Source organism: Microbulbifer thermotolerans (assembly GCF_900112305.1).
GTDB lineage: Bacteria > Pseudomonadota > Gammaproteobacteria > Pseudomonadales > Cellvibrionaceae > Microbulbifer > Microbulbifer thermotolerans.
In genome coordinates this window covers 1-11,901 of record NZ_FOKT01000009.1, presented here as the reverse complement: position 1 = coordinate 11,901, position 11,901 = coordinate 1, and the positions used below count along the sequence as shown (strand labels likewise).

Sequence of the window (11,901 nt, the reverse complement as noted above, 5' to 3'; positions counted from 1 at the left end):
AGGGGTGGCGGCCACCCCTGCGGCAAACGCCCGCGGCGTTCTACTTGATCTGCGGTTCCAGTTCGCCGGATTCGTAGCGCTGACTCATCGCCTCCAGGCTGACCGGGCGAATCTTGCTGGCATTACCGGCGGTGCCAAACGCCTCGTAGCGGGCCACGCAGATTTCCTTCATCGCCTTGACGCTCTCCTTGAGGAATTTGCGCGGGTCGAACTCCGAAGGGTTCTGAGCCAGGAAGCGGCGCACCGCGCCAGTGGAGGCGAGGCGCAGGTCGGTGTCGATGTTGACCTTGCGCACGCCGTGCTTGATGCCCTCGCAAATTTGCTCCACCGGCACACCGTAGGTTTCCGGAATTTCTCCACCGAAATCGTTGATGACCTTCAGCCATTCTTGTGGCACTGAGGAAGAACCGTGCATCACCAGGTGGGTGTCGGGGATGCGTGCGTGGATTTCCTTGATGCGGTCGATAGCGAGGATATCCCCAGTGGGCGGACGGGTAAATTTATAGGCGCCGTGGCTGGTACCGCAGGCGATGGCCAGAGCATCCACCTTGGTCTTCTGGACAAAATCCGCGGCCTCTTCCGGATCGGTCAGCAATTGCTCATGGGACAGTTTGCCCTCTGCGCCGACACCGTCCTCTTCGCCGGCCATACCGGTTTCCAGGGAGCCCAAGCAGCCCAGCTCGCCTTCGACGGATACACCGCAGGCGTGAGCCATCTCCACCGCGCGGCGGGTGACGTCCACATTGTATTCATAGGAGGCTGGTGTCTTGCCGTCCTCCAGCAGGGAACCGTCCATCATCACCGAACTGAAACCCAGCTGGATAGAGCGCTGGCACACGGCCGGACTGGTGCCGTGATCCTGGTGCATCACCACCGGGATATGCGGGAACTCCTCAATCGCGGCGAGCACCAGGTGCCGCAGGAACGGGGCACCAGCGTATTTGCGCGCACCGGCGGAAGCCTGCACGATCACCGGGGAGTCCGTCTGCTGCGCGGACTCCATGATCGCGCGCATCTGTTCCATGTTATTGACATTGAACGCGGGCACGCCGTAGCCGTGTTCGGCGGCGTGGTCCAGCAACTGGCGCAAGCTGATTAGGGCCATGGAATCTTCCTTTCTCGTCGTCTGTAGGTATTGAAATAATTATTTTTTAGTCGCTAAAGCGCTTTTAGTGAATTCGCTCCCGGGGCCAGAAGATACCTCGCCCCGGGAGGGGGTATTCAGATGATTGAATTGGCCAATTATTAATCGGCGGCGCGGCTTTCGAGTACTGCCACGGCCGGTAGTTTTTTACCTTCCACATATTCCAGGAAGGCGCCGCCGCCGGTGGATATATAGGAGACTTTGTCCGCAATACCGTATTTGTCCACCGCGGCCAGGGTGTCGCCGCCGCCGGCGATGGAGAAAGCATCGCTATCGGCGATGGCCTGAGCCAGGCGCTCGGTACCGCCGCCAAACTGATCGAACTCAAACACCCCCACCGGGCCGTTCCAGATAATGGTTTTGGCCTCTTTCAAAATCTCATCCAGCTTGTCGGAAGACTGCGGGCCTATATCGAAAATCATATCGTCTTCAGCCACATCGGCGGCGGACTTGGTCTCGGCGGCGGCGGATTCGCTGAACTCCTTGCCGGTCACCACATCCTCCGGCAGCGGAATATCGCACTTGTCCATCAGAGCCTTGGCGGTGTCCACCAAGTCGTGTTCACACAGAGATTTGCCCACTGGCTTGCCGCTGGCGGCGAGGAAGGTATTGGCGATGCCCCCGCCCACAATCAGCTGGTCCACCTTGTCGGCCAGGCTCTCCAGCACTGTCAGTTTAGTGGAGACCTTGGAGCCGCCGACGATGGCCACCATGGGGCGCGCCGGATTTGCCAGCGCCTTTTCCAAAGCATCGAGCTCGGCAGCCAGCAGCGGGCCAGCACAGGCGACGGGCGCGAATTTGGCCACACCGTGGGTGGATGCCTGAGCGCGGTGGGCGGTTCCGAAAGCGTCCATCACGAAGATGTCGCACAGACTGGCGTAGGCTTTGGCCAGGGCCTCGTCGTCTTTCTTTTCACCGGGGTTAAAGCGCACGTTTTCCAGCAACGCCACTTCGCCATCCGCCAATTCGACGCCGTTCCGCCACTCCTTGACCAGCTTCACTTCGCGGCCGAGCAGTGTACTCAAGTGGTCAGCCACTGGCCGCATGGAAAACGCCTCGTCATACTCGCCCTCAGTGGGTCGCCCCAGGTGAGACATCAACAGCACCTTGGCACCGGCATTGATGGCGGCCTCAATGGTGGGCAGTGCCGCTCGGATACGGGTGTCGGATGTGACCGCTCCATCCTTGATTGGAACGTTGAGATCTTCACGGATCAATAGGCGCTTGCCCGCCAAATCCAGATCCTTCATCAATTTAACCGCCATTCGCCAATCCCCTTGCTGTGACTGTGAGTAACTGAAAAGTGGGCGCGGATTATAAGCCGATGCGCGCTTACCGCCCACCGGCGCCGAGTATACCAAGCCCCTGTGTAGTTGAATTACGACCAGCCACAAGCCGCGGACTGAAGACTTTGCCATAGCGTCCACGCATCGGCGTAATACAATGGGCACTGTGGAAAGCGTCCCGGTAAAGAAGAGGTGTGTATGTCAAAGCGGCACAAGGTCGAGTTTCCCGGCGGCAACGGCGCCCGCCTGGCGGGCATACTGGAAATGCCGGAAGGGCGCGAACCGCGGGCCTATGCACTCTTCGCCCACTGCTTCACTTGTGGTAAAGACGTGCTCTCCGCCTCGCGCGTCGCGCGCCGCTTGGCGGATCTCGGCATCGCGGTACTGCGCTTCGACTTCACAGGCCTGGGCGAAAGCCAAGGCAGTTTCGCCGATACCAATTTTTCTTCCAATGTAGAAGACCTGCTATGCGCCGCGGGCTTTCTGCGCAAGGTCCACCGGCCGGTGGACCTGTTGATCGGCCACAGCCTCGGCGGCGCCGCGGTACTAGCCGCCGCGGGGGATATCCCGGAAGCCAGGGCCATTGTCACCATCGCCGCGCCAGCAAGCCCGGATCACGTGGTCAAGCAGTTCGCCTGCACCCTGGACACTATCCGCCACCAGGGTCAAGCCGAGGTGGAACTGGCCGGGCGTCCCTTTGTCATCAAAAAACAATTTCTCGATGATCTGGACAAACACAAGGCAGACTATATCGGCGATCTCGGCCGGCCTTTGCTGATCTATCACTCGCCTGTGGACAGAACGGTGTCCATCGATGAGGCAGCGGAAATCTACAACCGTGCCAGGCACCCAAAGAGCTTTATCAGCCTGGACCGGGCCGACCACCTGCTGACCCGGCGCGCGGACGCGGACTACCTGGCCAACACTTTGGCCGCCTGGGCCGAGCCCTATCTGTCCGGGGAACGGGGTTAAATCCACCCACATCCGCGCGCCCAGGAGGACCGCGCAGCGAATTGCACAATGGCAGCGGCAAAAAAAGTCCTTGCGCCCGTCCCCCCCGCCGCTAGAATCCGCGCGGCATAACCCTACAAAAACCATGCGTAATCATCACAGGGAGTATCCGCAATGGACCCAGCCGATAGCGATATCGTTTTTCAAAGCTACGGACGATGCTGCAACAACGAACAGTTTTTTGTCGACTTCTACGACTTCTTTATGAGCAGCTCCGAAGAAGTCCGCGCTATGTTCACTGAAACCGACATGAAACAGCAGCGCCACTTGCTGCGCAACGGCATTATGCAGCTGGTGCTGCACGCCCGCGGCCTGCCCGACACCAAGCTGCGCGCTCTCGGCGAGAGTCACTCCCGCAGGGGTTACAATGTTCGCCCGGACTTCTATCACCTGTGGCTGGAAGCGCTGATGAAAACACTGCGCCGGCACGACCCGGAGTTCTCCGACACCGTTGAATCCGCCTGGCGCAGAGCGATTCAACCGGGCATCGAGATCATTCGCGGAGCCTACTGAGACGCACAGCGGTCACCCTGCGTCCGGTAGCGGTTTGCCAGCCCCGCACAGGGCCGGTATAAAATCCGAACGGAAACTGCCACCCCATCATTTCCTACAGCGCGCAGGGATGCCGCAGCCGGTTGGATGCCGGTGCACAGCGACAGGGGCTGAAACCGGCCCCTGTCGCCGGCGGTCTCCCGAAGCGCCGGTATGGCAGTTTCGGGACAACAACTACAAGCAAGGAAACCGCTATGAAGACCGCAAATTTGCGCTGGGCTCCTCTGGCGCTGTCACTGGCCCTGTGCGCCTGCGGCGAGGCGCCGAAGCCCGACGCATCCGCCGACTCCTCAACGCCCGCTCCCCAGACACAGTTGAGCACCACCCAGGCCGCCACCGAGGCACTGAACATCCCCTACGAAAAGTTCACCCTGCCCAACGGGCTGCGGGTCATCGTGCACGAAGACCGCAAGGCACCGATCGTATCTGTGGGGGTCTGGTACCACGTGGGTTCCAAGGATGAAAAGCCCGGCCGCACCGGTTTCGCCCACCTGTTTGAACACCTGATGTTCAACGGTTCGGAAAACTACAACGACGAATACTTCAAACCCTTCGAGCAGGCCGGGGCCACCGGTATGAACGGCACCACCTGGCTGGACCGCACCAACTACTTTGAAACCGTCCCCAGCAACGCACTGGACATGGCGCTGTGGATGGAGTCGGACCGCATGGGCCACCTGCTCGGCGCCATCACCCAGGAGAAGCTGGACGAGCAGCGCGGCGTGGTCCAGAACGAGAAACGCCAGCGCCAGAACCAGCCCTACGGCAAGGTCTGGGAAAAGATGCAAGCCGCCATATTCCCCGCAGGCCACCCCTACTCCTGGACCACCATCGGCAGCATGGAGGACCTGAACGCAGCCAGCCTGGACGATGTGCACCAGTGGTTCAAAACCTACTACGGTGCCGCCAATACAGTGTTGGTTCTGGCTGGTGATATCGACGTAGAAACGGCCAGGGAGAAAGTGAGTAAATACTTCGGCGACATTCCCGCCGGGCCGCCGCTAATCAAGAAGAAGGCCTGGATCGCCAAGCGAGACGAAACCAAGCGCGAGCAAATGTACGACCGGGTGGCGCAGTCGCGCCTGTACAAGGTGTGGAACACCCCCAACCTGGGACACGAAGATGCCGGCGCTATGGCCCTGGCCGCAGCGGTGCTCGGTGACGGCAAGAACTCGCGCCTCTACAAGCGCTTGGTTTATCAGGACCAGATCGCCACCCGAGTGTACGCCACCGTTGACGAATTCGAGCTGGCCTCGATTTTCCGGGTAGTCGCCGATGCCAAACCCGGCGTCGAGCTGTCCCAAGTGGAATCAGCGATTGAAGAGGAGTTGCAGCGCTTCCTGGAAGAGGGGCCAACCGCGGAGGAGCTGGCACGAGTCAATATGAGCGAGTACGCCACTTACGCGCGCAACCTGGAACAGGTCGGCGGCTGGAACGGCAAAGGCGTAATACTCGCCCGGGGCGAACTCTATCTGAACAACCCCACCGCCTACATGGAGGCCCTGGCCGAGAAACAGAAACTGTCGCCGCAGCAAGTGCAGGCCGCGGCTCAGAAATGGCTCTCAAGCGGCGACTACAACCTGGAAGTACACCCCTTCCCGGAATACAAAGTGGCCGACAGCGGCGCCGACAGATCCAAGCTGCCGGATACCGGCGAATTCCCTTCCGTGCCCTTCCCGGAACTGCAAACGGCGGAATTGTCCAACGGACTGAAAGTCGTACTGGCAGAACGCAACACTGTACCAATCGTGGACCTGCGCCTGATCTTTGACGCCGGTTATGCCGCCGACCAGGGCAAAAAACTGGGCTCCTCCAGCTACGCCATGTCCATGTTGAAAGAAGGCACCTCAGACTTGAGCGCACTGGAAATCTCCGCCCGCGAGGAAATGCTGGGCGCGCGCATCTCGGCCTTCGCGGCTATCGATACCTCAGAAGTGCGCCTGAATGCCCTCACCGTCAACCTGGACGATTCTCTGGCACTCTTCGCCGATATAGTGCTAAACCCGGCCTTCTCCGACGAGGAAATCGAACGCAAGCGCAGCCGCTGGATCGCCGCCATACAGCAGGAAAAAACCCGGCCAATGGACATGGCATTGCGCAGTCTGCCGCCGCTGCTCTACGGCAAAGACCACGCCTACGGCGTGCCTCTCACCGGCTCCGGTACCGAGGAATCCATCGCATCCCTGACCCGCGGAGACCTGGTCGACTACCACCGCACCTGGATGCGTCCGGACAACGCCACCTTGGTTGCCGTGGGCGATATCACCCTGGACACGCTGGTACAAAAACTGGAAAACCACTTTGCCGACTGGCGCGCACCGGACGTTCCTCTGCCACAGAAAAACCTAGCGGAAGTGGCGCACCCGGAAAAAGCCAGTGTCTTCCTAATTGACAAACCCGGCTCCGAACAGTCCATCATTATCGGCGGCCTTCTGGCGCCCTCGGAAAAAACCCCCGAGCGCGAAGCCCTGCACATGATGAACGACATCCTCGGCGGTACCTTCACTGCGCGCATCAATATGAATCTGCGCGAGGAGAAACACTGGGCCTATGGAGCCTACTCTTTCTTCACCGGCGCCAAGAGCCAACAGCCGCTTTTGGTCTACGCACCAGTGCAGACCGATAAAACCGCGGAATCCCTGACAGAACTGCAAAAGGAACTGCGCTCCTATATCGGCAATGCGCCAGCCACCGAGGAAGAACTCAGCAAGGTAAAAGCCAAGCGCATCAATGAACTACCAGGGCGCTTTGAAACCATACAAGCAGTCTCCGGTGCGGTTGCGAGCATGGTTACCTATGAGCGGCCACTGAACTACATGAACGGCTACGCCGAACTGATCCGCAACACCGATCTGGAGACCATTCACGACCTGGCGCGGCAGATCATCAAACCGGATCAGTTCACCTGGGTGATTGTGGGGGATAAGAAAAAGATCGAGAAAAAGATCCGCAGCCTGAATATCGGCCCCATTGCGGAGCTGGATGCCGACGGCAACCGGATGCCGTCCCTGGCCGCGAACTGAGAAGTCACCTCTGAGTCATCAGCAACAGTGCTGCTGACTCAGGGGCCCGATCAGAAAATGGACGGCACAAATAAGGCACGTATCTTCTGTATCCGGCATATTTGCGCTGTCCACCTACTGCCTGAGCGCCCCGAGGCACTCTTGATGATTCCGGGTGCTTTCACTGGTATCGGAGCGCTCAGTATCCAAGCCCCGTCCAAACGGCTCCTATTCCTCTCCGACAGTCTCTTCTTTCTGCGCCTCACGCAAAGACTGTAAACGCTCACTGGTTTCAGCGGCTGTTTCCCGGCGCGGCGACAAATCTCGCACACCGCCAGTTTTCTCGCTCAACGCGTTTTTTATCGCCTGCTGCTCAGCACTGTAATCCGGCGCCAGTGTCAGTTTAGGCGCATTACTGTTGAAACCGATCAACACCCAGATAAAAAACAACAGACATAAAAAGCGGATCACCAGACTGCGGTCGAGCAACCAGTGCATCCCATCTCCCCGTGCGTGGAGCAGCCGCACACGGAAAAAGACATTGATGGCCAATAGCGCGCAGGCGGCAATCACCACCCAGGAAGCCAGGCCGCCGAGCACGGCGACCAGCCAGTTGGAAATTTGCGAATTGAAATCCATCACAGCGCCCCTTTACTGGCGTTTCTTCGCAACATGCTTGACTTCATTACTGAAAACAGCCTGCTGCAGGCCAATAGTACCCAGCGCTTCCACCGGCACAAACACCTTGTTGTCGGACTCCGCCATGGCTTCGAGCACCTCCAGGGTACGGTAGGCCAAGTACTTGTCGGTGACCGATTTCGCCAGCAGATCATTCACCTCTTTCTGTCCCAGAGCTTTTTCCCTGGCGATAGCGCGATTCATCTTCTCCCGTTCCAGATCCCGCTCCATTTGAATTTTCTGAATTTCGAACTGGGCTTTTTCCTGCTCGATCAGCTCGCGGCGCTCGGCAGCGCGCTCTTTGGCTTCGGTTATAACCTTCGGAAACTGTACATCGGCAAGCCCCAGGCGCTTAATCACGATCGGTGTGCCCTTGAGAGCCTCCTTAACTTCGGAAAACAACTCCTGGCTCAGCGCTTCACGGCTGGACGCGATCTCATTGATGGAATACTTGGCAACCACCCGGCGCACAACATCACGAATAACCGGCTGCGCGTAGGTACCGTATATATGATTGACCGATATATTGTTGTTGGTCGGAGGAATGCGATCAAAGATATTATCGATCATCTCGTTATTGACAGCGCCCGTCATCCGCACGTCGAAACTCATATTCAGTTGATCTTTGGGCATAAACAACTGGAATTGTTCTCTGTGCCCAAAATCGGCTGTGGCAAGAGTAATCAGCTTGTCACAGTAGTAGAAACACATATCCAGACGGAACTTGGACGGTGGCACCGTCTCGGGTTTATAGCCATTCTTGGTCAGTATTTTCCCCACGTGGGCCGGCGGAACTTCCACCCGATCTCCGCAGGCGGAGAGTCCCAGCGCAACAACAACAAGAATCCAGACCCATACTGATCGCATACAAAATCTCCGTATATCTTTTTTAATTTTCAAATAGGATAAGATATGTCAGCCGCCACAGGGGCACAAGTGATTTCCCTTTGGCCTGCGCCAGCGTATCCCGGTAATTCATCAATCAGAGAAGCTTATGGAACTGGAATTTATCACCGCAACCCTATTTAACCTGGGGATCAACCTGCTCTATACCCTACTAGCTCTGCTGATCGGTATGGCGGCTCTGATCGCAATCGACAAGAAGCTGCTCAAGCATGTGGATATCGAGGGCGAATTGAAAAACGGCAATATTGCCGTGGCCATCTTTGCCTCGACCATACTGATCTTCGTCGCTCTGATCATATCCTTCGGGCTCAAGGGTTAAGTGGTATGCGTGGCTGGCTCTTTATCGCTTGCCTCGGCACCCTGCTCACACTGCCGGACCTGGCCGTGAAACTGACACAGCGGCGGGAAGCGGCAACTACCGGACGGCAACTGGAAGAAGCGCTCGATCAGCGGCTCAATATCAATGCACCGGGCAGTGTCCAGCGGGATCGCCAGTACGGTGTGGTCAGGGTTGTCGGCACCAGCCGTCCCCTGCCGGAAGAGACGATTCAACAGATTGTCGCCCGGCGCAGCCGCGAGCAGAGCGCCTATGTATCGGTGTGGAACTGGCAGGGCATCCCCCAGGTCACCGCCTCGGCCCGCGGCCTGGACAACAAACACCACTTCGCCAACAGCTATCTGGTCGGCTTCCGCCCCTTCAACACCAAACAGCTGTGGGTGCCGCTGTATACCCTCGCCATCCGCAAGGAATACCAGTACGACCACTTACAGTACGCGGGCCTTACAGATATCTGGCAGACCTCCCGCCAGGCCTTCTACCAAAAACGGGGCGACTGCGAAGACCACGCCATATTGCTGGCGGACTGGCTGATTGAGCTGGGTGTGGACGCCCGGGTGGTACTCGGTACCCACAACGGCGAGGGCCACGCCTGGGTGGTGGCGATTGTCGATAACAAAGAGTACCTGCTGGAAGCCACCAGCAAGCGCCGACTGTCCAACTGGCAGGCACTGCCGCTGGCGGCGCTGACAGAAGGCTACGAGCCCGAATTCCAGTTCAATCGCCACTTCTTCTGGGCCAAGAAAGACACTCGTCCAACGCGCAAATACCGCGGCAGCCACTGGGTGAAAAAGTCCCAGTTTATCCGCAGCTGAGCCCGCAAACGGGGCTCAGCCCTTTACCTTGATCCCCCCCTTTGCCATCAGGCCCTCCACTCGCGCCCGGACACCGCTGCACCTGCGCAGAAATTTTTTCATCCACTGCATCCAAACGCAGGGTTAAGCCGTCTTACAGACAATAGACGAAAACCGGAGACCAACCCCATGTGGAAACCACTCGCACTATCCGCCGCTATACTTCTGCCGGGCACCGCCATGGCCGGGGGCATCCACCTCTCAACCGGTGAGGGCGACAACTGTAACGCGGACCTGAACCGGACTGTGCGCGTCGGCCCCGACTTCCTGGAAATCCGTGAAGACAGTGAGAATGCGGACATCCCGGTACGCTTCCAAACACCGACCCAACTGGTAATCGAGGGCCAGGCTATACAACTCGACGACCGCCAGCAGCAGCTGATGCGGGAATACCACAGCCAACTGCACGGCTCGGGACGGGAAATATTGCTGGTCTCCCTGGAAGCGGTCGACCTGGCCTTAAACGGCATATCGGTCGCCCTCACCGCACTCGCCGGGCCTGACCACCCAAACAATGCCGAACTGCAACAGGCATCCGACGACCTCCTGCGCCGGGTTGAAGCCCGGCTCAACGAAGAGGGGGAAATCTACACCTTGGGAGATCCGGATATCGATGCATTAATTGAGCAAACAGTGGAAGAAGAGCTAGAGCCCAAAATCGCAGCGCTGGCCGCGGACTCCGCCGGCACCATCGCCTGGCAGGCACTGAAAGCCGTATTCACCGGCGGTCGCAGTATCGAACAACAAGCCGAAGCGGCTGCGGAAGAAGCGGGAGAAAAAGTGGAACAGCGGGGCAAACAACTGGAACTGAGAGCAGAGCGGCTATGCGGACAACTACAAACCATCGATCAACTCGAGAACACACTCCACAGTGCCATTCCTGAACTGGCGCCCTACGACATTATCAACATCGAATTGTAAAATACCCCCCAAAGATTGGCCGCCCTGCGCGGCCTTTTTTAATCGGATAAGACACACTCAACAGCACAGCCGAAACTACAATCTGGAAATCCTAAATTACCTCTTCTGAATATCCACTGCCTTACTATCTGTTTCGGCATACCTTCCCAGATAATTCACCAGACTTGATTCCAGCAGTTTTTTACCTTCCAATTTCGGTATTCCCGCACTTTGGACAATATCCATATTTCTTGTTCATTGGCTAACTCTATCAAGAGCGTTGGCCTACGATAGACCCGGGGTGATTCATCTACCCATCCCCTCCCGGTCACTTCCTAAATTTTTCCTATCTTTGAAAAATACCGTCGCGGGCTTCCTAATAGTGCTGTCACACCCCAATAAAGCTGTATCCACACCGGACTCCGGGTCTACTTATCCGTATAGCAAGCTCCAGCAACAGCGAACTGAATATGCAGTAGACTTTCCATCATTTTTTCAATTGATGGATTTCACATTTTGTTTAGCTATTTTTTAGAGCAGTGTTAACATACTGCCAGCGTGGTGAGTTAAACCAATTTACTGGGTCAATTTCTTTGCTTGGCTTTAACCAGTGCACACCATCTTCCAATGCGTCCTCCTGAAGACTGTATTTATAATTACTTAGGTCTGCCTCAAACTGCTGTAATAATTCTTCAACTGAAGAATTTAGCCTTAGTGCAACCCCCATGTCATAATCAACTAGAAGCTATTTCATAACTTCCTAAGCGCGATCAGCATGCACGCAATATAGAAGAAGGCCCTGTAGATGGTTACATGCCTTTCCCAGCGAACAACAAGTCGGCGGAAGTTACCAAGCCAAGCAAACGTTCGCTCAACCTTCCAGCGGCGCGTGTATCGTCGAAGCTTTCGACCATCCTGCTTAGCGGGCTTCTTTCGATTGCTTCTATGTGGGCAGATCAAGTCTATCCCTTGCTTAGCCAAACGGTCCTGCAGAAGATCTGAGTCGGCCGCCTTGTCATACACCAAGCGTTGTATCTTTGTCTTCCCATACGTAACTTCAAGCAAAGGTTCAATCAGTTTGACTTCTGCTGGTGAGGCCGAGGTAATGGTGCTTCCAAGTGGAACACCTTCGCCATCGACCACCACCATCCACTTTGAACCCTTGCCGCGCTTGGTTTTTCCGACCTCTGGGCCCCTTTTTTTGCTGAAGCAAAGCTTCCGTCAGAAAACA

At 57.2% G+C, this 11,901-nt stretch carries 10 protein-coding genes and 1 pseudogene; 6 read left to right on the top strand and 5 right to left on the bottom strand.

Features of this window, described 5'->3' with window-relative positions; translation table 11 throughout:
- Window positions 1-40: 40 nt before the first annotated feature.
- The gene (gene fba / locus BM155_RS14270; RefSeq protein ID WP_067156172.1) at window positions 41-1,105 is read right to left on the bottom strand and encodes a class II fructose-bisphosphate aldolase; all 1,065 of its coding nucleotides are present in this window, start codon (window positions 1,103-1,105) and stop codon (window positions 41-43) included.
- 140 nt (window positions 1,106-1,245) lie between these two features.
- Window positions 1,246-2,409 carry a phosphoglycerate kinase gene (locus BM155_RS14265; protein ID WP_074903864.1) on the bottom strand — a complete coding sequence of 388 codons (1,164 nt, stop codon included), beginning with the start codon at window positions 2,407-2,409 and terminating at the stop codon, window positions 1,246-1,248.
- Window positions 2,410-2,628: 219 nt separating this feature from the next.
- Here BM155_RS14265 and BM155_RS14260 point away from each other — a divergent pair, with 219 nt between their 5' ends.
- The 3 genes from BM155_RS14260 to BM155_RS14250 all read left to right on the top strand — a co-directional run bounded on the left by BM155_RS14260 (window position 2,629) and on the right by BM155_RS14250 (window position 7,016).
- The gene (locus tag BM155_RS14260; protein ID WP_074903862.1) at window positions 2,629-3,402 is read left to right on the top strand and encodes an alpha/beta hydrolase family protein; all 774 of its coding nucleotides are present in this window, start codon (window positions 2,629-2,631) and stop codon (window positions 3,400-3,402) included.
- A gap of 153 nt (window positions 3,403-3,555) precedes the next feature.
- On the top strand, window positions 3,556-3,954 hold the full coding sequence (locus BM155_RS14255) for a globin (protein WP_067156181.1): 399 nt from the start codon (window positions 3,556-3,558) through the stop codon (window positions 3,952-3,954).
- Window positions 3,955-4,187: 233 nt separating this feature from the next.
- Entirely contained in the window at window positions 4,188-7,016 is a 2,829-nt protein-coding gene (locus tag BM155_RS14250) for a M16 family metallopeptidase (RefSeq protein WP_083421213.1), read from the top strand.
- 207 nt (window positions 7,017-7,223) lie between these two features.
- Here the strand turns inward: BM155_RS14250 and BM155_RS14245 are convergent, their stop codons facing one another.
- Window positions 7,224-7,634 carry a hypothetical protein gene (locus tag BM155_RS14245; RefSeq protein ID WP_067156186.1) on the bottom strand — a complete coding sequence of 137 codons (411 nt, stop codon included), beginning with the start codon at window positions 7,632-7,634 and terminating at the stop codon, window positions 7,224-7,226.
- 12 nt (window positions 7,635-7,646) lie between these two features.
- A complete protein-coding gene (locus BM155_RS14240; protein ID WP_067156189.1) occupies window positions 7,647-8,540 on the bottom strand; it encodes an SPFH domain-containing protein in 894 nt (297 codons plus the stop codon).
- 127 nt (window positions 8,541-8,667) lie between these two features.
- Between BM155_RS14240 and BM155_RS14235 the strand changes: the two genes are divergently transcribed.
- The 3 genes from BM155_RS14235 to BM155_RS14225 all read left to right on the top strand — a co-directional run bounded on the left by BM155_RS14235 (window position 8,668) and on the right by BM155_RS14225 (window position 10,691).
- Entirely contained in the window at window positions 8,668-8,898 is a 231-nt protein-coding gene (locus BM155_RS14235; RefSeq protein WP_067156192.1) for a DUF350 domain-containing protein, read from the top strand.
- 5 nt (window positions 8,899-8,903) lie between these two features.
- A complete protein-coding gene (locus tag BM155_RS14230; RefSeq protein ID WP_067156195.1) occupies window positions 8,904-9,731 on the top strand; it encodes a transglutaminase domain-containing protein in 828 nt (275 codons plus the stop codon).
- Window positions 9,732-9,899: 168 nt separating this feature from the next.
- Window positions 9,900-10,691, top strand: coding sequence for a DUF2884 family protein (locus BM155_RS14225; protein ID WP_074903860.1), 792 nt, complete (start codon window positions 9,900-9,902; stop codon window positions 10,689-10,691).
- Window positions 10,692-11,420: 729 nt separating this feature from the next.
- Here BM155_RS14225 and BM155_RS17835 read toward each other — a convergent pair.
- Window positions 11,421-11,849 (bottom strand): annotated as a pseudogene (locus BM155_RS17835) (IS5 family transposase); the annotation flags it as partial.
- Window positions 11,850-11,901: the final 52 nt, after the last annotated feature.